19 protein-coding genes, 2 tRNA genes and 2 riboswitches are annotated in these 22,666 nt (G+C 30.8%); of the genes, 13 read left to right on the top strand and 8 right to left on the bottom strand.

Going from position 1 to position 22,666, the window contains the following annotated elements; all coding sequences use genetic code 11:
• Positions 1–2 precede the first annotated feature (2 nt).
• From RSA29_RS02900 to prfB, 8 genes are all read left to right on the top strand, one after another.
• Positions 3–87, top strand: a tRNA-Tyr gene (locus tag RSA29_RS02900).
• Positions 88–275: 188 nt separating this feature from the next.
• A riboswitch (SAM riboswitch) is annotated at positions 276–375 on the top strand.
• Between the two features lie 101 nt (positions 376–476).
• Positions 477–1,652, top strand: coding sequence for a methionine adenosyltransferase (metK, locus tag RSA29_RS02895; protein WP_346941437.1), 1,176 nt, complete (start codon positions 477–479; stop codon positions 1,650–1,652).
• 462 nt (positions 1,653–2,114) lie between these two features.
• A complete protein-coding gene (locus tag RSA29_RS02890) occupies positions 2,115–4,322 on the top strand; it encodes an ATP-dependent RecD-like DNA helicase (RefSeq protein WP_346941438.1) in 2,208 nt (735 codons plus the stop codon).
• Positions 4,323–4,337: 15 nt separating this feature from the next.
• The gene (locus RSA29_RS02885) at positions 4,338–5,363 is read left to right on the top strand and encodes a hypothetical protein (RefSeq protein ID WP_346941439.1); all 1,026 of its coding nucleotides are present in this window, start codon (positions 4,338–4,340) and stop codon (positions 5,361–5,363) included.
• Complete coding sequence (locus RSA29_RS02880; RefSeq protein ID WP_346941440.1) at positions 5,336–6,016, top strand: ComF family protein; 681 nt, start codon at positions 5,336–5,338, stop codon at positions 6,014–6,016. Before RSA29_RS02885 ends, RSA29_RS02880 begins: the two co-directional genes overlap by 28 nt.
• 547 nt (positions 6,017–6,563) lie before the next feature.
• Positions 6,564–7,094, top strand: a complete 531-nt coding sequence (gene raiA / locus RSA29_RS02875; RefSeq protein WP_346934226.1) for a ribosome-associated translation inhibitor RaiA — start codon at positions 6,564–6,566, stop codon at positions 7,092–7,094.
• Between the two features lie 226 nt (positions 7,095–7,320).
• Positions 7,321–9,822, top strand: a complete 2,502-nt coding sequence (gene secA, locus RSA29_RS02870; RefSeq protein ID WP_346934227.1) for a preprotein translocase subunit SecA — start codon at positions 7,321–7,323, stop codon at positions 9,820–9,822.
• Positions 9,823–9,824: 2 nt separating this feature from the next.
• Positions 9,825–10,932, top strand: a protein-coding gene (gene prfB / locus RSA29_RS02865; protein ID WP_346941441.1) for a peptide chain release factor 2 whose coding sequence is annotated in 2 segments (ribosomal slippage) — positions 9,825–9,902 and positions 9,904–10,932 — 1,107 coding nt in all. Because the reading frame shifts where the segments join, the coding sequence is not laid out codon by codon here.
• An 85-nt stretch (positions 10,933–11,017) separates the two neighbouring features.
• On the opposite strand, the gene RSA29_RS02860 is transcribed toward prfB, so the two are convergent.
• Positions 11,018–12,322 carry a M28 family metallopeptidase gene (locus RSA29_RS02860; protein WP_346941442.1) on the bottom strand — a complete coding sequence of 435 codons (1,305 nt, stop codon included), beginning with the start codon at positions 12,320–12,322 and terminating at the stop codon, positions 11,018–11,020.
• Between the two features lie 156 nt (positions 12,323–12,478).
• Here RSA29_RS02860 and RSA29_RS02855 point away from each other — a divergent pair, with 156 nt between their 5' ends.
• A complete protein-coding gene (locus RSA29_RS02855) occupies positions 12,479–14,653 on the top strand; it encodes a Tex family protein (protein ID WP_346941443.1) in 2,175 nt (724 codons plus the stop codon).
• Positions 14,654–14,688: 35 nt separating this feature from the next.
• Positions 14,689–14,801, top strand: a riboswitch (FMN riboswitch).
• 336 nt (positions 14,802–15,137) lie between these two features.
• Entirely contained in the window at positions 15,138–15,749 is a 612-nt protein-coding gene (locus RSA29_RS02850; protein WP_346941444.1) for an ECF transporter S component, read from the top strand.
• Between the two features lie 96 nt (positions 15,750–15,845).
• Here RSA29_RS02850 and rimI read toward each other — a convergent pair whose 3' ends face one another.
• The 4 genes from rimI to RSA29_RS02830 all read right to left on the bottom strand — a co-directional run bounded on the left by rimI (position 15,846) and on the right by RSA29_RS02830 (position 18,783).
• Complete coding sequence (gene rimI, locus RSA29_RS02845) at positions 15,846–16,313, bottom strand: ribosomal protein S18-alanine N-acetyltransferase (RefSeq protein ID WP_346941445.1); 468 nt, start codon at positions 16,311–16,313, stop codon at positions 15,846–15,848.
• Entirely contained in the window at positions 16,285–16,992 is a 708-nt protein-coding gene (gene tsaB, locus RSA29_RS02840) for a tRNA (adenosine(37)-N6)-threonylcarbamoyltransferase complex dimerization subunit type 1 TsaB (protein WP_346941446.1), read from the bottom strand. The genes rimI and tsaB overlap by 29 nt, the downstream gene beginning before the upstream one ends.
• The gene (gene tsaE, locus RSA29_RS02835) at positions 16,989–17,447 is read right to left on the bottom strand and encodes a tRNA (adenosine(37)-N6)-threonylcarbamoyltransferase complex ATPase subunit type 1 TsaE (protein ID WP_346941447.1); all 459 of its coding nucleotides are present in this window, start codon (positions 17,445–17,447) and stop codon (positions 16,989–16,991) included. Before tsaE ends, tsaB begins: the two co-directional genes overlap by 4 nt.
• 85 nt (positions 17,448–17,532) lie before the next feature.
• Positions 17,533–18,783, bottom strand: a complete 1,251-nt coding sequence (locus RSA29_RS02830) for an HD domain-containing phosphohydrolase (protein ID WP_346941448.1) — start codon at positions 18,781–18,783, stop codon at positions 17,533–17,535.
• A gap of 300 nt (positions 18,784–19,083) precedes the next feature.
• Between RSA29_RS02830 and RSA29_RS02825 the strand changes: the two genes are divergently transcribed.
• The 3 genes from RSA29_RS02825 to RSA29_RS02815 all read left to right on the top strand — a co-directional run bounded on the left by RSA29_RS02825 (position 19,084) and on the right by RSA29_RS02815 (position 20,693).
• On the top strand, positions 19,084–19,704 hold the full coding sequence (locus tag RSA29_RS02825) for a CBS domain-containing protein (RefSeq protein WP_346934236.1): 621 nt from the start codon (positions 19,084–19,086) through the stop codon (positions 19,702–19,704).
• A 251-nt stretch (positions 19,705–19,955) separates the two neighbouring features.
• The gene (locus RSA29_RS02820; RefSeq protein ID WP_346941948.1) at positions 19,956–20,516 is read left to right on the top strand and encodes a DUF3867 domain-containing protein; all 561 of its coding nucleotides are present in this window, start codon (positions 19,956–19,958) and stop codon (positions 20,514–20,516) included.
• 101 nt (positions 20,517–20,617) lie between these two features.
• Positions 20,618–20,693, top strand: a tRNA-Trp gene (locus RSA29_RS02815).
• A 121-nt stretch (positions 20,694–20,814) separates the two neighbouring features.
• Here RSA29_RS02815 and RSA29_RS02810 read toward each other — a convergent pair.
• The 3 genes from RSA29_RS02810 to RSA29_RS02800 form a co-directional block, all read right to left on the bottom strand.
• Positions 20,815–21,930: a tyrosine-type recombinase/integrase gene (locus RSA29_RS02810; protein WP_346941449.1), complete on the bottom strand. Its 1,116-nt coding sequence runs from the start codon at positions 21,928–21,930 to the stop codon at positions 20,815–20,817.
• Complete coding sequence (locus RSA29_RS02805) at positions 21,931–22,080, bottom strand: hypothetical protein (RefSeq protein WP_346941450.1); 150 nt, start codon at positions 22,078–22,080, stop codon at positions 21,931–21,933. It abuts the gene before it with no gap.
• Positions 22,081–22,299: 219 nt separating this feature from the next.
• Complete coding sequence (locus RSA29_RS02800) at positions 22,300–22,659, bottom strand: helix-turn-helix domain-containing protein (protein ID WP_346941451.1); 360 nt, start codon at positions 22,657–22,659, stop codon at positions 22,300–22,302.
• Between the last annotated feature and the right edge of the window lie 7 nt (positions 22,660–22,666).

The following is a 22,666-nucleotide window of genomic DNA, read 5'->3' as shown; positions in this document are numbered from 1 at the left end:
GTGGAGGAGTTCCCGAGTGGCCAAAGGGGGCAGACTGTAAATCTGTTACGTTTCGTTTCGATGGTTCGAATCCATCTTCCTCCACCAAATAGAAGACATTAAGAATATTCTTAATGTCTTCTATTATTTTATGTGTTAATAAACATCAAATAAGTTGATAATATTGTAGATATTAAAAAATATGCTGGTATGACTTAATGTTATAAAAAATTATGATGTGTTGACAGTGATATTATGCTATGTTATCATGGAATCATAAATTAATAAAAATAGTTCTCTTATCAAGAGAGGTGGAGGGATTAGGCCCTATGAAACCCGGCAACCGGCGTAAATCGCAATGGTGCCAATTCCTGCAGCAATGCTGCAAGATAAGAAAGTTTAGTAAATTGATTAGCTAACCTCTTCTTATCATGTAAGAAGGGGTTTTATTTTTTTATAAGTTGTAATATGAAATATACTTTAAGGAGGAATTTATAATGAAAAAATTATTTACATCAGAATCAGTAACTGAAGGGCATCCAGATAAGATGTGTGATCAAATATCAGATGCGATATTAGATGCGATATTAGAAAAGGATCCAAATGCTAGAGTGGCATGTGAAACGGCTACAACAACTGGGATGGTTCTTGTAATGGGAGAGATAAGCACAAACTGCTATGTGGACTTCCAAAAGGTTGTTAGAGATACAGTATCAGAGATAGGCTATACAAGAGCCAAATACGGTTTTGACGCTGAGACGTGTTCTGTATTAACTTCTATACATGAACAATCAGGAGATATTGCTATGGGGGTTAATGAAGCGTTAGAGAGTAAATCAGGCAAAATGGAAAGTGATGAGGCTATTGGAGCTGGAGATCAAGGTATGATGTTTGGATTTGCAACAAATGAAACTGAAGAATATATGCCGCTACCAATTGCTATGGCACATAAATTGTCAAGAAGATTAACAGAAGTAAGAAAAGATGCAACTTTAACTTATTTAAGACCAGATGGGAAAACTCAAGTAACTGTAGAGTATGATGATAATAAACCAGTTAGAATTGACACAATTGTAATATCAACACAACATAGCCCAGATGTTACAAGAGATCAGATTGAGAAGGATTTAAAAGAATATGTTATAGGTGCTGTGGTTCCTAGTGAGTTACTTGATGAAAATACAAAGTATTATATAAATCCAACTGGAAGATTTGTAATTGGAGGACCACAGGGAGATGCTGGGCTTACAGGCAGAAAAATTATTGTTGATACATATGGTGGATATGGTAGACATGGTGGTGGAGCATTCTCAGGAAAAGATCCTACAAAGGTAGATAGATCAGCTGCATATGCAGCAAGATGGGTTGCTAAAAACTTAGTAGCTGCTGGAGTTGCAGATAAATTAGAAATACAACTTGCGTATGCTATAGGAGTTGCACAACCTGTATCTATAGAAATAGATACTTTTGGAACAGGAAAAGTTTCTGAAGATAAAATTGTTGAGATAGTTAACAAGTCATTTGATTTAAGACCATCAGCGATTATAAGAGAATTAGGATTAAGAAAACCTATATATAAACAAACTGCGGCATATGGTCACTTTGGAAGAAATGACTTAAGCTTACCATGGGAAGAATTAAATAAGGTAAATGAAATAAAGAAATATATATAAAGTCTAATTTAAAATTCAAAATTTTAAATTAGGGATAAGATTCTTATGGATTTTAAAGAGTTTTTAAATTTTGAAATGTATCAAATTCAATTAGTTGATATATATTTATTAAAAAAGTCCACACTAATAATAAGTGAATTATTAGTGTGGACTTTTTTCAATTTGGCTTTTAAAATTTTTTAAGAAATTTTGATTATAGATATGAAAAACTCCCTTGGAGTTTCACCATAAATTCTAAATTCTAAATTCTAAATTCTAAATTTGGTATTTTAAATTCAGAAGTGTAACTATATTTGAACTTTAGTTATATGATGATATTATAAGAAATTAGTGATTGAAATTAACCTTAGGCATCTTCGAAAAATAAATAAGTCGGTATCCTCGACTTTTTTGTGTTATGAAGATTAATTTTGTTATAATAGTATTTATGAGTGTAGAATAAGATGTATTAGGAGAGGGTTTATGATGACGATTGAAGGTGTAATTGAGAGCGTAGTATTCAGGAATGAAGATAATGGATATACAATATGCAAACTTAAAGGCGATAAAGAAATGATAACTGCTGTAGGAGTGATACCATATATTAATGAAGCTCAAGAATATAGCATTCAAGGTGAGTGGACTGTTCATCCTAAGTTCGGGAAACAACTAAAAATAGATACAATAACTGAAATAATTCCAACAACAACTAAGGGTATCGAAAAATATTTAGCTAGCGGAGTAATTGAAGGGATAGGTAAAGTTACTGCGAAGAAGATAGTTGATTTTTTTGGAGATGAAACTATAAAAGTTCTTGATAATAAAATTCAGAGATTAGAGGAGATACCGGGTATAGGAAAGAAAAGGATAGATACTATTACAAAATCTTATTTACAGCAACGTGTTACTAAAGACATAATAATGTTTTTTCAAGGTTATGGAATAACGGTGAGTAAAGCTATGAAAATTTATAAAAAGTTTGGTGACAATTGTATAAACGTTGTTAAAGATAATCCGTATATATTAACAGAGTACATAGCTGGTATAGGATTTAAAACTGCAGACTCTATAGCAAGAAATCTTGGCATTGAATTAGATTCTTTATTTAGAATTAAAAGCGGAATAAATTATGTAATAAATGAATTTTGTGCTATTGGAAACACCTTTATACCTATGGATAAGCTTGTAGATAAATCTATTAGTTTATTAGGCGTAAATAAAGAAAAAATAGATGAGGGAGTTTACGAATTAATAATAGATGGGAAAATAAAGGTGGATATGGTAGATGATATAAGTGCAGTATATAACATGTCTTACCTTTATCTAGAGATGTCTGTCACAAAGAAGATAATTGAACTTTCTACAACTAAATATGATGAACTTAAATTAAATATAGATAAAGAAGTTACAGAATTTGAAAAAAATCAAGGAATTAAATTAGCTAAATCGCAGAAGGAGGCTATTGAAGGGTCGTTTTTGAATGGTATAGAAGTTATAACAGGAGGTCCGGGAACTGGTAAAACTACTATTATTAATTGTATTGTAAGTTTATTTGAAAATTTGGGGTTAAAGGTATATATGGCTGCACCTACAGGGCGAGCTGCTAAGCGCATGGCAGAGGCAACTGGAAGAGAAGCTAAAACTATACATAGGTTACTAGAAATAGGAAGCTATATGGATGCGGATCCAGATGAGATTGAGAATGAAACATCTTCAATTGAGTGTGATGTACTTATCGTAGATGAGGCATCTATGATAGATATAAGTCTTATGAATGCATTATTAAAGGCTATGGAAGTAGGTACTAGACTTATTATAGTAGGGGATGTAGATCAATTACCATCAGTAGGTCCGGGAACGGTTTTACGGGATATAATAGAGAGTGGTGCGGTAAAGGTTGTAAGACTAAATGAAATTTTTAGACAAGGTCAGGAAAGCATGATAGTTCAAAATGCCCATTTAATAAATGAAGGGAAGATGCCACTTCTTAATACTAAGAATAGTGATTTTTATCTTGAAAGAGCTAGTGATAGTGAGATAATGCTAGAAAAGATTATAGGGTTGGTAAAGACTAGACTTCCTAAATTTAATAGTAAATGGGATAGTGTTAGAGATATACAGATATTATCGCCAATGAGAAAAGGTCAAATGGGAATAGATAATTTAAATTCTGAGTTGCAGCAGGTTTTGAATCCTAAGAGTAAAGATAAAGAAGAAAAAGAGTTGCGAGACATTGTATTTAGAGTCGGTGATAAAGTTATGCAAATTAAAAATAATTATAGTTTAAAATGGAGCAAGAAAGGTACAAATGAAGAAGGTAAGGGCGTTTTCAATGGAGATGTTGGATATATAACAGAGATTAATGAAGAAGATGATAAGCTTATTATATGTTTTGAAGATGATAAAATAGTTGAATATGAGGAGAGCGAGTTAGATGAAATAACCCTAGCCTATGCTGTTACAATCCATAAAAGTCAAGGAAGTGAATTCCCAGTAGTAATTATGCCTATGTTTATAGGTCCACCATTGTTAATGAATAGAAATTTGCTATATACAGGTATAACCAGAGCGAAGAAGTTAGTTGTCTTAGTAGGAAGTTCTCAAGCGGTTGAATTTATGAAAGATAATAATAGAAGTTTTGAAAGATATTCAGGTTTAAAATGGAGAATAAAAGAGATAATTAATATGTAGATTAGGAGAGGTTGTATGTTATCAATAAAACCAAATAGAGGGGCAGGGAAAAGGAGTAAGAAGGCGATAGAAGACAAGTTGATAGAGGCGGTAATGAAAAAAGTGGAGAAAATTAATATCGTTTCGTCTTTAAATAATAAAACACAAATTTTTAATGATGTATTTAAATGGTGTCTTAGCCAGGGGCGAAGGATATTATATATTATAAATGAAGATAAAGAATCATTTGATATTAGCAAGGTTATAAGTAATGAATTTTTAATTCAATACATAGATAATAAAAATCATGCGGTTACTAATGGTAAGATAAATGTGTGTACTCATAATGTTGCTATCTATTTAGAAGAAAAATTCGATGTTGTAATATATGATGAGGTTAATTCTAGACCTAGATATAGTAAGGATGCAATAGTAAGAGTACTAAATTGTAATTGTAATAATTATGGGACTATGATTAGTTACTCTATGGAAGAGGCATTTAAAAATGAATTGACATTATATAATCTCAGAAAAGATAAACAGGTACCTATAGTAGAACCAAGAATTATAACCACTAGAATGAATGTTGCAGAAGAAATACCAATGGTTGTATATGAATACTTAAAATGGTCAATAAATACAAATAAAAAGGTTGTTATATATGTTCCTGATGATGAGCGGGTGGATAAAATTTATGGATATTTAAAGAATATAAGCAATAAGCTAACAAAGAATATCTTTAGTGAAAAACTTAAAAGTTTAGACAGGAAAGATGTATCTAGATTTTTGTTATCAGAGTGTGGAATATTAGTTACAGATAACTTTAAAGAAAATTTTAGAGGTGTTCATCCATTAAATGTTATGCTATTTTTTGCAGATGATATAAATTTTAATTATAAGGATTTGGTTTACATTTCAAGTAAAATAAATAGATTGTCTATGGCTCAGAGGGAAGAAGTTATATTTATTTGTAACAGCGAAACAAAGCATATGGATATATGTAGAAATGTTTTAAGGGAGTTAAATAAGAGAGCATGGGAAGAGGGTTATTTGAAACTATAAAGTCTATAATAAATAGTGTCCTAAATATTATTTATTGTGATGAAGATAAATGTTTGATGTGCGAAAAATATGAGGACTTGGATTATATATGCAATGAATGTAAAAATGATATTAATATAGTTAATTTAAAGTATAATATAGAATACGATGATGAAAAAATTCAGTGCAACTCCCTTGGATTTTATTCCTATGGGTTAAAGAAACTTATTTTGGCGTTTAAATATGAAAAAAACTTTTTTGCAGGCCAGGTTTTATCAAGATATATGAGTGAGTTTATATTAAGCAATCTTAAGGAAAGCGTCGATATAATAACATTTATACCGAGTAGTGAAGAATCTCTTAAAAATAGGGGATTCAATCAATGTGAAGTGCTCTGTGAGTTTATAAGTAAAAGCTGTGGGATACCTTGTGGTGAATTGTTATATAAAATTAAGGATGGCAAAGATCAAATTGGGTTAGATAACAAAAAACGATGGGATAACGTAAAGGATTCATTTGATGTTAGAGGTAATAAAAATATAGAGGGAAAAAGAATTCTTTTGATTGACGATGTGATTACTTCGGGCGCAACGGGATTTTATGCAGCTAAGGCTCTTAAAAAAGCTAAAATTAATGAAGTTTTTATCTTGACAGTTGCAAAAAGTAGAGTATAATGTAAGAGTCGGGTTTGTGGTTGAAAGTCGATGCCAGTCGCAGGCGAAACGATCCACGTAAGTTAAATAAAATGTTTAATGATCATGGTGCGGCTTAGAGGTAAGTCCTACCGCTTAAATGCGAGAGGGTTAGTAGTGAGAGGGTAATTCTGGGTAGCGAAACATCCAGTAGGCGAGTGTGGGGTCAAAGACCAGGTCAACCGACAAAAATAACATCTTGTTTTACAAGGTGTTATTTTTTATGTCATATATAGCACGTGTAATCTAATTATAACATATATTTGAAAAAAAAGCATATGGTATAGGGGTGCGATATATGACGATTTTATAAGAAGTATTAAGGTAATGGCAATGTAAATTAGTATGGTTCAGAATAGTGAGACAAAGCTAGTTTGAAACATATTATTTAATATATTAAAATATAAATATAATATATATTCTAATTAAATTTAATTTTAAAAAATCCTTAATGATTTTATTGTACATTCTAAATTGTACATTTTAATTAGAATTTATATGGATACTTAATATGAAGGGGGCCTACATTATGAAAGTTAGAGTTATTGGGAAAAATATTGAGATTACTGAAGGGTTGAGATTAGCGGTAGAAAAAAAATTATCCAAAATAGATAAATACTTTATTGATGATATTAAGGCAACAGCTACATTAAGTGTAGAAAAAAATATGCATAAAATTGAGGTTACTATACCTTTTAACAATGCATTATTAAGAGCTGAAGTAAAGAATGATGATATGTATAGTTCAATAGATTTTGTAATAGATAAATTAGAGAGTCAAGTAAGAAAACAAAAAACTAGATTAGAAAAAAGAAACCATAATAACTCTCTAAGATTTAATAATATACAGGCATATGATAATTACACTGAGGAAGATGAACCTAGGATTGTAAAAACTAAAAGATTTGCTATAAAACCTATGAATGAAGAGGAAGCAGTACTTCAAATGGAACTTTTAGCACATGATTTCTTTGTATTTATGAATGCAGACACTGATGAGGTAAATGTAGTTTATAAAAGAAAAGATGGAAATTATGGTTTGATTGAACAAGATTTTTAAATAAAAATTAAGCGCATTAAATGGTGAACAAACAAGTAAAACCCTATAGTGGAAGCTATAGGGTTTTACTTGTTTAAATTATAATAATAAGATAAAGATTTTACTTACTTATTTTGGATAAAACATTTGGTATAAAGTTGAAGTAGCAATCAATAACTGATATAATCTTAATTAGTATTTAAAGAGAAAACTAAAACATAATGAGAAAGAGTGAGGATGGTTTTAAATGAAATTATTTAATAAGATATTTGGAACTTATAGTGAGAGAGAAATTAAGAGAATAATGCCAATAGTAAAAAAGGTAAATGATATTGAAGGTAATATAGAAGCATTAAGCGATGATGAGCTAAGATTGAAAACAGAAGAGTTTAAAAGTAGGATTAAAAATGGGGAGACGTTAGATAGTATTCTTCCAGAAGCGTTTGCGGTGGTTAGAGAAGCTTCAAAGAGAGTACTTGGACTTAGACATTATGATGTTCAAATTATTGGGGGGATTGTACTTCATCAAGGTAGAATTTCAGAGATGAGAACTGGAGAAGGTAAGACTTTAGTTGCTACACTTCCATCATATTTGAATGCATTAACTGGTGATGGAGTACACATTATTACTGTAAATGATTATCTAGCTAAAAGAGATAGAGATGAAATGGGAAGAGTTCATGAATTCTTAGGGCTTACAGTAGGAGTTATAATTCATGGTCAAAATCAAGTTGAAAAGCAGCAAATGTACAATTGTGATATTACCTATGGTACAAACAATGAATTTGGATTTGATTATCTAAGAGATAATATGGTGGTTTATAAAGAAGAGAAGGTTCAAAGAAAGCTTAACTACGTTATAGTAGATGAGGTTGACTCTATTCTTATAGATGAAGCTAGGACACCTCTTATTATTTCAGGACAGGGTGAAAAATCTACAGATTTTTATAGAATTGCAGATTTCTTTGTTAAAGGATTAATGGAAGAAGATTATTTAGTAGATGAAAAAAGAAATTCAGTTATTCTAACAGATGATGGAATAGCAAAGGCAGAAAAATATTTTCATTTAGAGAATTATGCTGACCCTGAGAATATGGATGCTCAACATCACATAGTTCAGGCATTAAAAGCAAACCATATGATGAAAAATGAAAAAGATTATATAGTAAAAGAAGGAGAAGTTATCATTGTAGATGACTTTACTGGAAGACTTATGGAAGGTAGAAGATATAGTGATGGGTTACACCAGGCTATTGAGGCTAAAGAAGGAGTTAAAGTTGAGAAAGAGTCTAAAACTTTAGCGACGATAACATTCCAAAACTATTTCAGAATGTACTCAAAACTTGCGGGTATGACTGGTACAGCTGAAACAGAAGAAGCAGAGTTTAGAGAAATTTATGGGCTTGATGTAATAGTAATACCAACAAATATGCCAATTGATAGAAATGATTTCCCGGATGTTGTTTATAAAACGGTTAAGGGTAAATATAAATGCTTAGTTGATGAAATTACAGAGACTTATAAGTTAGGGCAGCCAGTACTTGTAGGTACAGTTAGTATAGAAAAATCAGAAGTAATTTCTGCTATGCTGAAAAGGAAGGGAATTCCACATGAGGTATTAAACGCTAAATACCATGAGCGAGAAGCAGAAATTGTAGCACTAGCTGGACAAAAGGGTGCTGTAACTATTGCTACGAACATGGCTGGTAGAGGTACTGATATTAAATTAGGTGAGGGTGTTGTAGAGCTAGGTGGCTTAAAAATACTTGGAACGGAAAGACATGAATCAAGACGTATAGACAACCAATTAAGAGGGCGTGCTGGTCGTCAAGGAGATCCTGGTGCTTCAAGATTCTATATTTCGCTTGAAGATGACTTGATGAGGATATTTGGATCAGAGAGACTTGGTGGAATGATTGATAAGTTAGGACTTGAAGAAGAAGATGCTATTGAGAGTAAAATGGTTAGTGGAGCTATAGAAAGTGCACAGAAAAAAGTTGAAGGAAATAACTTTGATGTTAGAAAGAATGTTGTTAAATATGACGATGTAATGAATAAGCAAAGAGAGATCATATACAAACAAAGACAAGAAGTGCTTATGGGAGCCGATATTAGAGAACAAATTCAAACAATGATTGAAGGTGTAATTACAACTTCAGTTAACAACCATATAAGTGGAGTGGAAGATACTTTTGATATTGAGTTAAATAAACTAATAAAATATATGGAAGATGTTTATCTTCCTAAGGGTGAGGTAACTGTAGAACAACTATCTAATTTATCAGATAGTGAAATCACAGAATTACTACTTAATAGGGCTAAAGAATTATATACTGAAAAAGAGGTTGACTTTGGTGAAGAACAAATGCGAGAAATTGAGAGAGTTATACTACTTAAAATAGTTGATTCTAAGTGGATGGAGCATATCGACAATATGGATCACTTAAAGCAAGGTATTGGACTTAGAGCTTACAAGCAACAAGATCCAGCACAAGCTTACCAAATGGAAGGTAGTGACATGTTTGCTGAAATGATAGAAAATATTAAAGATGAAACAGTTAAATACTTATTCCATGTAAGGGTGGAAAAAGCGCCAGAGAGAGAGAGAGTTGCTGAAATAACATCAACCAACGAGGATAAATCTTTAAAGAAAGAGCCAGTGAAGAAAAAAGAAAAGCCTAATAGAAATGATCCATGTTCATGTGGGTCAGGATATAAATATAAGAATTGTTGCGGAAGAGGCGAATAAAAGTGATATTACAATTAGAAGAATGCTTAAACCAAGTTAGTATATTGAGTGGAAAAATACAAGAGTTGAAGGTGTCTCTTTGACATAGCAGCTATGGAAATCAGATTATCGGAACTGGAGTGTAAGATGCAGGAACCAGATTTCTGGAGCAATATAAATAACGCTCAGGAAGTTACACAGACATCCAAGGCTCTGAAGGATAAACTGGATAGTTTTAAGAATTTAGAGCTCAGGGTTGAAGAAGTTAAAATATTAATTGATATGAGTTTGGAGGAGGAGGATTCGTCCTCCTACCCAGATATTAAACTGGAAGTAAAATCTATTGAAGAAGATATAGAAAATCTTAATGTGGAAACTTTGCTTAGTGGTGAATATGATCGCAATAATGCTATCTTAGATTTACATACGGGAGCTGGTGGAAATGATGCTCAGGATTGGACTAATATGCTATATAGGATGTATTCTAGATGGTGTGAAAATCATGGGTTTAAAATTGAAATTTTGAATTATATACCAGATGATGAAGCTGGCATAAAAGGTGTTACTATTAAAGTTATAGGTGAATTTGCATATGGATACTTAAAAGCAGAGAAGGGTGTTCATAGACTTGTTAGAATTTCACCTTATAATTCTAGTGGGAAAAGACAAACATCTTTTGCAGGTTGTGAAGTTTTACCTGAACTGACAGAAAATCAAGATATAGATATTAGACCAGAAGATTTGAAAATTGACACATATAGATCAGGTGGAGCTGGAGGTCAACATGTTAACACAACAGACTCAGCAGTAAGGATTACTCATATTCCTACGAATATAGTAGTGCAGTGCCAAAATGAAAGAAGTCAGCATACCAATAAAGATTATGCAATGAAGATGCTAAAGGCAAAACTAGTGGATATGAAAATTCGAGAACATAAGGATAGAATAGAGGATATAACTGGTGAGGTGAAGGATAATGCTTGGGGGAGTCAAATTAGATCCTATGTATTCCATCCTTATAATTTAGTAAAGGATCACAGGACAGGTGCAGAAACTGCTAATGTAAGTTCAGTTATGGACGGAAGTATAGATATGTTTATAAAAGAATATTTAAAAAAGATAAAAGAGTAGATTAATCTACTCTTTTATTTTGTGTTATAAAGTATAAGTATAAGAGATTTAGTTATAATATTTTATTATCATTTCAGGTGTAGGATTAACTATTAGATCTCCTAAGTATAAATATAAATGTTAATGAGCTAAGACAAGAAAAGATAAAAATCATTTCTAAATTATCGTATAGTATGTTACGAGAGTATCCATCTTTAAAGAGTTGAGGTTTCATAACACTAAAACATCTATCAATAGCAGCTTCACTAATGTAATTGACCTTATCTGCAGGTGTATGGATTCGAGATGTATCATTATCACATAAGGTTACAGCATCTATACCAGCATTTCTAAATGGTCCATGATCACTAGCATCTTCAAAGAGGTAGTTAAAGTATATTTTCTTCGATTGAAAAACTTCGGTCAATTCTGAAATTAAGGGAGTGTTGGCAGTATCGTGATCCCCACCCATAATACATAAAGGGATCCCATCAAAACTTCCTATCATATCAAAGTTATAAACTCTGCTATCTTTTAAAATATCTTTGTATTCATCCACGAATGCCTGGGAACCAAGGAGACCAAATTCTTCTGCATTAAAAGCCACAAATATAATATCCCTATCAGGAGTTCCTAATCTCTTTATATATTTAGTCAGACTAAGAAGGAATGAGGTTCCAGAACTGTTGTCTAAGGCGCCACTATAGATGGTATTATTTAAATCCATTCCTAAATGGTCAAAATGGGCACCAAGAACTAAAGGTGGTAAAGTTGAATCCTTACCCTTTAAAACACCCACTACATTATTAATAGTTGTAGGTTTTATGGATACAGGAATATAGGTGTAAATAGAAAAGCCGTCGTTTAAGTAAGTTTTTATATCCTCAAGAGTTTGTTTGGTAACAATAATATATAAGTCCTGCTTGCTGTTTTCAACAAAGGAGCTTCTGAAGGCTAGATCATTGTCACTTGTAGTATAAAATATTACGCTGCCGATAGAATTTTTAATATAGATTGATTCATCATTTTGATTTAGAATAGCAGATTTGTTAAACTCAATTTCTGTATTTCTAAAGTTGAGTAGATCCTCCTTGTAATTAACGCCATATTCTAAAATTTTATGAGTTTTTCCATTGCTATCAACAATGGCAATCATTGGATCGGCGGATAAAGAAGTAGGATAGTTAACCTCAAAGCTTTGATAGTAATTACCCATAAAGGGTTCTAGTCCAGAATTTTGAAACTCACTTTTAATAAAGGAAGCTACCATGGCATTCTCTAAACTTCCGCTGAGTCTACCTTTAAATTCATCAGAGGACAGGTATTTCACGGTATCTTTTACTTGCCCAGTATCAAAAGTGTTAATGGATATATAATTTATATAACTTATGGAGGATAAGAGAAGAGACATTGTTAAAAAACAAGAGAGCAAAATTTTTCTCATGGCATCACCTAACATATTACTTTAATATTATAAGTATGAATTATTTTTTTGGTTATGATAAAAATCAAGATATTATGTTAAAATTAAAGGATATGATAGTTACCAAGGTAGGAGGAATAAATAATGACAATTATAAATGAAAAATTACTTAAAGAATTTCCTATGAATAAATCACAGGTAGAAGATGTTATAGAATTATTAGATGAGGGAAATACAGTCCCTTTTATAGCTAGATATAGAAAAGAAAGAACAGGTGGACTTGATGATGTGATTTTGAGAAATTTTGCAGAAAGACTTACCTATTTAAGAAATCTTCAAAGTAGAAAAAGTGATGTTATAAGATTGATACAAGAGCAAGATAAACTTACAGATGAAGTTAAAAACTCTTTAGAAAAAGCGGAAACATTAACTGAAGTAGAAGATATATATAGACCATTTAAGCCTAAAAAAAGAACGAGAGCTATAATAGCTACAGAAAAGGGCTTGGTGCCACTAAGTGAATATATTCTAGCTGGTGGTGGGGAAATATCATTGGATGAATATGCTTTAGAATTTGTAAGCGAAGAAAAAAGTGTAAATTCTATAGAAGAAGCTTTTCAAGGTGCTATGGATATCATAAGTGAAAAAATAAGTGATAATGCCAAGTTTAGAAAGTGGATAAGAGAGTATATATTTAACAATGGATTCGTAGAAACAAAAGGAAGCAGTGAAGAAAGAACACAATATGAAATGTACTATGAGTATAAAGAGATGATTAAATTTATACCATCACATAGAATTCTTGCCATAAATAGAGGTGAGGATGATAAAATTTTATCGGTGAAAATTAATTGTGATATAGAACGAATAAAAATGTATATTAGTAAATTAGTAACAACCACTGATGAAAAATGTAACATATACATTGAGAAAAGTATTGAGGATTCTTTAAAGAGGTTAATATATCCGTCTATTGAAAGAGAGATACGTAATATATTAACAGAAAAAGGTGAAGATGGAGCTATCAACATATTTAAAGAAAATCTTAAGGCATTACTAATGTCACCACCAATAAAAGGAAAAGTTGTTATGGGGTTTGACCCAGGATTTAGAACCGGATGTAAGGTGGCAGTGCTTGATGATACAGGTAAATTTTTAGAATATGTTACTGTACATGTTACAGCAGCAGGTGAGGCTAAGGTTAGAGAAGGCAAGGAATTACTTAAAAATATGTTAGTTAAATATGATGTAGATGTAATATCACTTGGAAATGGTACAGCATGTAGGGAATCTGAGGCAATACTAAGTGAAATTATAGGCAACATAAAGAAAGAAACGGGAAAAGATATATTTTATGTTATAGTATCGGAAGCAGGAGCATCGGTTTATTCAGCTTCAGAGCTTGCTACAAAGGAGTATCCAGATTTAGATGTAACGGTTAGGGGTGCTATATCAATAGGAAGAAGGCTACAAGATCCTTTAGCTGAACTTGTTAAAATAGATCCTAAATCTATAGGAGTAGGGCAATATCAACATGATGTTACTGTTAAAAAGTTGGATGAATCATTGAAAAATATTGTAGAAGATTGTGTTAATAATGTAGGTGTGGATTTAAATACAGCTACACCATCATTACTATCTTATATATCAGGAATAAATTCAACAATTGCACAAAATATAGTAGCATACAGAGATGAAAGTGGTAAATTTAAATCTAGAAAAGAATTGTTAAAAGTAAAAAGACTCGGAGCTAAAGCTTATGAGCAGTGTGCTGGATTCTTAAGAGTTGATGATAGTAAAGAGCCTTTAGATGGTACATCTGTACATCCAGAAAGTTATGATGGTTGTAAAAAACTTATGGAAATATTAAAGTATACTAAAGAAGATTTGAAAAAGAATAATATCAAAGATATAGATGAAAAAGTAAAAGCCTTTGGAGTTAAGGCCTTAGCTGAAACTCTAGAGTTAGGAGAACCTACACTTTTAGATATGATTAAAGAACTTAAAAAACCAGGAAGAGATCCAAGAGAAGAACTTCCAAAGCCTATATTTAAAACAGGTGTTGTAGAATTATCTCAGCTTAAAAAAGGTATGAAACTAATGGGAACTGTTAGAAATGTATCAGACTTTGGAGCATTTGTTGATATCGGAGTACATCAAGATGGACTTGTTCATAAGAGTCAATTAAGTGATAGATTTGTTAAACACCCATTAGATGTAGTTAAATTAGGAGATATAGTAGAAGTTACAGTAATTGATATTGATGAAAAGAGAAATAGAATATCATTATCTATGAAAAAGGATATTGAAATAGTTTGATTTTTGTGATAATATATTAGTGTAATAAAAATTAATATGCACTTCAGGGCGGGGCGAAGTTCCCCACCGGCGGTATAGCCCGCGAGCCGAAAGGCTGATTCGGTTGAATTCCGAAGCCGACAGTATAGTCTGGATGGAAGAAGGTAGCAGTATAGTTGTATAATTATGCGTAGTTTTGCCCTGGTTTTTTTAACCAGGGCTTTTTTATTTAGGCATCTGAAAATAAATAACAGGTGAAAGATACTGACTTATTTATTTTTGAAGATGCTGTAACTAAGGGTTGAATCAATATGAAACTTAGTTACGTAAAAACGCATTTGATGTAAGATATAAAATTAGTAATGAAAAATGGTGAAGAGTTAAAACTTTAACTGTAATTTACAGTTTTAAATTCTAAACCTATAATTTCTAATTTTAAATTTCAAATTCATAATTACAACTGTATGCACCCTTTGAAGGAAGCAGAAATTTAGGGGGTAAAAAAATGAACAAGTCAAAAAATGTAAACAGGTTAGTGAAAATTTCTTTATTGGTAGCTATGGGTTTTGTGCTAATGCTATTTGACTTTCCGATACCAGGGTTTCCACCATTTCTAAAATTAGATCTTAGCGATTTACCAGCACTTATAGGTGGATTTGCATTAGGACCAGTAGCTGGGGTAATTGTAGAGGGTGGAAAAGTAATTTTGAATTTAGTTTTCAGTGGAAGTATCACGGGGGGGGTTGGAGAGTTTGCAAACTTTTTAATTGGAGGAACCTTTGTGTATGTGGCAGCGTTTATTTATCATAGAAATAAAACTAAGAAAAGTGCTGCAATAGGACTGATTTTAGGTACTATAGCAATGACTATAGTAGGAGCTGTATTCAATTACTATATATTGATACCACTATATGGAACAATAATGGGTGGCATGAGTAATGTTATAGGTGCATCTGCAGAGGGGAATGCAAATATAAGTAGCCTTGCAGGTATAATAGTTTTAGGCATAACACCATTTAATATATTAAAAGGTGTACTAGTGTCAGTAATAACCTTTGCATCTTATAAAAAAATATCACCACTAATAAATAGAGAGAATAGCATAATGGAACAATAAAATTCAATATTAGTAAATAAAAGGTTATAAAACTTAGAGTAAATCTAGTTTTATAGCCTTTTATCTTTTTATTATATTAGATATAACGAAAGAAACTTAAATGTTGTAATTCCACATTATGTGGGCATCTTCGTTTGGATGTTCGTAAAAATTTTTTCGGACACCTTCTAACGTAAAGTTATGTTTTTTATAAAGATTTATTGCGGCTAAATTAGAGGCTCTTACTTCCAATGTCATAGAAGAAATCTTTAGTTCTTTACAAGAGTTTATTAGGTTTTCAACTACAATATCACCAAAGCTATTTCCTCTAAAGTTAGGATGTACAGCTATATTTGTTATATGAGCTTCATCTAGTATAAGCCAACAACCTCCGAATGCCACAACTTTATTACCAAGTCTTATAACAATATAAACTGCATTTTTATTAATAAGCTCCTTTTCAATAGAAATTAAAGACCAAGGAGTTGCAAAACTTAAATCACAAATATCCTTAACCCCTAATATATTTAAAGGACTCAATTTCTCAACAGTTAAATCAGTCATTTTGTTTAACCTTCTCTTCATATTCTCTTTCGGCTTGGCATAATCTAAGATAAACTGGGGCTGCACTAAGAATATTATGGCATTCGTTATTCTTTAGGTGCAAATGGCCAAGAAATCCTATGGAGGATGCCGTAGCCACATTAAGATGGCTAGGTGCTATAGAAGCTAAAGGAAGAGATGAGAGTAATGTTTCTCTAAATTTATAAGTACCATCACCTATAAAAGTTATTTTCTCATTAAAATCTTTACACTTGGATATAACATCTTCAATTGAAAGAAGCTGAGGTTCATCTAAATCTATTAGACTTCCATTTTCAAATCTATAGAAGTTTGTATATACATTACCTCTTAAAGCATCAATGATAGGGCAAATTATACCATCTATATTAAATAAATTATTTGCAAGACCATCTAGAGAACTTATAGCTACAAAGGGTTTTTCTGTAGCTTGAACTAGACCTTTAATTGTAGACATACCAATTCTAAGGCCTGTAAAAGATCCAGGACCATTAGAAACGGCAAATCCATCTATATCAGCTATAGATAATCCACAACTAGTGAGTAAACTATCTATCATTGGCATCATAATAACGGAATGTTGCTTTTTATAGTTGAAAATAATTTCACCTAAAAGTTTAGTGTCATCTATAATAGCAGCAGTTGCACATTCGGTTGCAGAATCTAAGGATAAAATTTTCATAGTTTTAACTCCTTTATATAATCATATCTGTTATTAGTATAGGTAAGGATAATTTTTCTGTAAGTATCTCCTAGAGTGGGAAGTTTTTCTATATTAATAGTTAAACTCTCTTCGGGGATTAAATCTTCAATATAATTTGCCCATTCAATTACACTTACACCATCACCAAATATATATTCATCAAAACCTATAGCGGCGATTTCGTCAGGATCATTTACTCTATAAACGTCAAAATGGTATAGTTTTAATCTACCATCATATTCATTAACGATTGTAAAGGTAGGACTTGTGATACATTCAAAAATATCTAAACCTTTGGCTATACCTTTAGTAAGATGTGTTTTGCCGGTACCAAGGTCACCTATAAGACAGATGATATCATTGCGTTTACACATTTTTCCTAGTTGTATTCCTAGGGAAGTTAATTCATCAATATTACTAACTACAAATTCCATGCGGTTCACCTCATTAATATTTTAGCCTAAAAGAAAAAAAATGAAAAGTAAATAGTAAAATTACTTTTCATGATATTTAAATTTGTTAAGTTGATTCAACTTGAGATATTAATGTGTCTTTAAGATTTTTTACAGCATTGCTACAAATTGAACCGTAGCCAACCATTTCATCAAGAATGTCAAAGGCTTGATACATATACAAACCACTTCGATAAGGTCTATCAGCAGTTAGTGCTTGATATATATCGCAGACACCAATAATTCTACATTCTTCACTAAGTTCATCAGCGCTAAGACGTCTAGGATAGCCAAGTCCATTTAATTTTTCATGGTGACTTGAAGCCCATAAACTTATATCTGATATATTATCGATTTTATCAAGAATTAATTTAGTGTAATATGTATGGGATCTAATAATTGAGAATTCATCTTCAGTTAGAGGTCCCTCTTTATCCAAAATATAAGTAGGTATAGCTAATTTACCAATGTCATGAAGTAAACCAGAGATTTTCATTTTTAAGCATTTTTCTTCATCATAGCCAAGATGCTTTGAAACGTTATAAGCAAGAATAGCGATTTCTTTAGAGTGGGTAGCCGTAAATGAGCTCTTTGTATCTATAATATTGGCGAATAAATCAGCTATTGGTTCAAATTCTTCAAGAGAAATTAGAGTATCCTTTTTAGGGGCTAGATTATTCAAAATAAAATCCATAGTTGGGATGTTTAAGAGATTTAACCAAAATGCCTCTGGTTCAGATATCTTTAAAAATGCATCAACAACTTGGGGTGCAAATATAATTCCATTTTGAGCTAATACCCAGTTTATTATATCATTTTTTTGTAAATATGATGGAATGTCAAAATCAATTTGTATTTCAACTAAATCTGCAAGCCGAAGTATCTGTGACTCTATTGGATTTAAAGAGTTTTTTAGATTTAAACATCCACTACCATCATAATTTTCATGGTGGTATCTTATAATATCATACACTTGTATTAGAGATGGAATTGTTTGAATCATTTCAGAGCCGTCGATACAGTGCTTTTTAATATACCAATTTGAATTGTGAGATTTATCAAAAATATTTTGAGTGCCAATGTCATGAATCATGCAAGCTATATATAAATTATAATATGAAGTTTCATCTATATTCATAGCACGAGCAATTTCAAGTGATATATAAGAAGTGCATTTAGAATGATTTGAAAATTTATGAGTAGAAGTATTTGATTTTGAAGGTATATTTACAATATTTTCAAATTTGCTCCAGTTATTATCGGATAAGTCTAAAGATAATGAAAGAGCGGAAACTATATTTTTCATACTAATATTCATATTATCCTCCAGGTTAAATTTTAATGCTAATCAAAAGTCATGGAAAAAAGTTCTATTTATAAATATTTTAGCATATATTTAATGAGAAATGTAGGTGGATTATATAAAAAAGAGGATAAACTATGTACATAATAGTAAATAAATATTGTTTATAATTATTGTTCATAATTATAAAAATAGTATTATAACAGAATTGAAAATAATCTTGGGTTAAGAATACAAAAATGTTTAAAAATTACTAACTATATTATATGAAAGTAATGTATAATATAAAGTAATTCAAATAAAGGAGGATAAATTATGTTTGTAAGCAACTTAATGTTAGCAAAGGAAAAGTTAACAACAGTAACTTCAAAGGTGACGATAGGAGAGGCATTGGAGGTTATGGAAAGAAACAAATTCTTATCTATACCAGTTGTTGAAGGTAATAAGTTTTGTGGAGTAATATCTAAAGAACAGATATACACATACTATTATGAAAAATCAATAGAAAGACAATGTTTATTATCTGACTTTTTGGTGGAAAATGTTATGAGAACAGATGTACCATCTTTATCTCCATTTGAGGAAGTGGAAGAGGCAGCACATTTCTTAGAGACAAAAAGTATTTCATTTGTACCAGTTATAGATAAGACTGGTAATATGCAAGGAATTGTTACTCACCATGGAATATTCCATCAGTTTACAGAACTTTTTGGATTAAATAAGGGCAAGAGATTAGCGGTGATTGCTTATGATATACCAGGTCAAATATCAAAGCTCTCAAAAATTATTTCAGAAAGCAAAGGTCAAATAATAAGTTTTGTTGTTGTTGATCCTAAAAGTATGACAGAAGTTAAGGAAATTATTATAAGATTAAATACAGATAATTTAGATGAAATAATAGAAAATGTAAAAAAAGCAGGGTTCAAAATCCAATAGATAAGATTATAAACCGAGGAGTATAGATTGAATTCTATATACTCGGTTTTACTAATTACTAAATTATTTAAAAATAGTGGTAATGGGAAGAATTTTGTAATATACTACTTTATAAATAGATTTTTGTTTTGATTATATAGTTAAAACCAAAGGATATCTAACCAATATTTACATTTACAAGTGGTAGAGCGAAATAGGTATATTAGAGTAGTAATAAGGTTAAAAACAATGTGGTTAAGGAGCTGATTAAAATTAGTGATGTAATAGATTTTAATGAATTAAGGAATAAAGCTACAGATAAAGATGTAGATAAGTTTGAAGATTATATATACTCAATGTATTATTCTATGGCCCAAGGAAAAGTTTCTATGTCAGAAATGAGTAAACAAGTGTTTAAGTATATGAAAGATAACAATATATCTCAAGAAAAATTTATTAATATACAAAAAAAAGTTATGGATAGGTATGGGGTTTCAACTGAAGATTTAGAAAATCAAATGAAATCCATGGGAATAGATACACAATTTGATTCGTTGACTAAAGATTATGAAGAAACAAGAAAAGTTATGGGGTTTCAAGAAAAGTATAAAGGTAAGCTTAATGTAAAAAATGTAAGGATGTATTACATTAAAAATGAAAAAAATGATTTAGAGGTAATTTTAGATGAAGAGAATATAATATTAAAAAGTTATATGAAAATAGATGTAAATGATAATGAGTTAAATGAATTTTTATGCTCATATAAAAAAGTTATGAATGATAATATGCTGAATATATCTATATGTGAAAATTCATCAACATATAGATATTAAAAGTGAATTGTATAATTAACTATAAAATATAAGAAAGCCATAAAATATAAGAAAACCTCTTGCATTTATATTTGGAATATAATATAATGAATAAGTAATGAAGGGGTGTAGCTCAATTGGTAGAGTAGCGGTCTCCAAAACCGTTGGTTCCGGGTTCGAGTCCCTGCACCCCTGCCAAGAAACCTAGTAAGCGTAATGCTTGCTAGGTTTTTTTATTTTTATTTGTTTGAAATAGGGTGTGGATGGGGTGTGATTTTATTTTAAGTGTGTAGAATTAACTTAAAATAAAAGGAGCTTATTATAAAGCTCCAAATAAACCATTGAGTTTTTCAGCGGCAGCACGTTGCATAGATGGTAATACATGTGAGTATGTATCTAATGTTATTGAGATGGTACTGTGACCTAGTCTCTCAGAAACTATTTTAGCGGGAACGTCATGGAGTAATAATATTGTAGCATGAGTGTGTCTCAAATCATGAAATCGTATTTTGGGAACATTATACTTAGATATTAGAAGTGGGAATTTCTTAGCAATATACAGTGGTGCATATGGTCTACCATCCTCCCAAGTACATACAAAGTTATCATCAGTATAGTTTCTTCTATTTAACATTTTCATTTCAGTTTGATATTTTTTATATTCTTTAAGCACGTTAACTAAGTCAGGAGCAATAGATATTCGTCTTATAGAGCCTTTTGTTTTAGGTTCTTTCAAAGTTAGTACACCATCTATATTTTGCAATGATCGCTTAACATATATCTCACCATTCTTAAGATCTACACAATCCCATTTAAGAGCACATATTTCTCCCTCACGCATGCCAGTACCAAGTGCTATAGCAATTACGATGTAAATGCCTTCATCTCTTGATAAAAATAAGAAACGTTTAGTAGTTGATTCATCCCAAATTTGTATATCAACTTTATCAGGCCTAGGAGGCTTAACATTATCACATGGATTGCTATTAAGCATATTCCACCCAACAGCCTGTTTAAGTGCTAATTTAAGGCATCTATGAACTTTAAGAACTGTAGATTTACTTAAACCTTTATTCAACAATTCAGTATATAGTCCTTGTATTATTATAGGGGTTAGTTTTAATAATTCAATTGACCCTATATGATTATTTACACTAGTGCAAAATTCTTTATATCTCTTGAAGGTTGATGGTGCAATATTATTTTTATAACTTTCTATCCATTCAGTGAGAAAGTATTCAACACTTATTTTTTTATCTTCTATATATTTACCATCATTAATTTCGACTAATTTTTGGTTTAGTGCTTTTGTAGCATCTTTCTTAAGTTTAAATCCACTTTTAGAAATGGTTTTACGCTTATTAGTTATTAAGTCTTTATTTAATTCTATTCGATATCTATAAGAACCATTATGTTTTTCTACCCAGCCTGTCATTTAATCACTCTCCTTATCTATATTATGAACAAAATGTTCTTCAAATATGCAGTTATTAGACCATGACGTGCTGTGAATTTCTATACATTCTATATTTTCAATTATTAATTTATAAAGTTCATTTAAATCCCCAATTTTTACATCTCTCATTTTTACATCCCCTTTTAAAAATTATCAATTGTAGTCAAATATAGTAATATTTACTGTTATTTATAGATTTTATATTAAAATACTTATTTTGAAAGCTTTTTTAGTAATTATTTATAGAATAGTTACACAAATTCGGTATACAGATATTTTAGAACTTATATATATATTATAGGATAAAAAAAGAGTATTACTTTAAATATTAGTAATACTCTTTTTTATCTATTTATATTTCTCATTTAACTCTTGTATAAAGGCCTCAGCATCAATTTTATTTTCTTCTAACATTTTTATAAAATCTTGCATTTGTTTGTTCTTTATAATTTTGCTATTTCCACTTTTAAATTTTAACTTAACAATACCGGCATTAGTAATTATATCTTTTTTACCAGTTAGTATATATTCAACTGGTACCTCTAATATCTTAGAAATTTCAGGTAGCATGTCAATAGGTATTTTTCTATCTCCGTTTTCATAGTAGCTTATACTTCTTGGAGTGGTACCTAGCATTTCAGCAAATTGTTTTTGAGTCAAGTTTTTATCTTCTCTTAAATCTTTTATAACATTTCCTACATTCCACATAATGCAC

Source organism: Clostridium sp., assembly GCF_036660475.1.
In the GTDB taxonomy this organism is placed as follows: domain Bacteria; phylum Bacillota; class Clostridia; order Clostridiales; family Clostridiaceae; genus Clostridium_J.
Note: the sequence above shows the minus strand (reverse complement) of the source record. Positions and strands in the feature narration are given on the sequence as shown.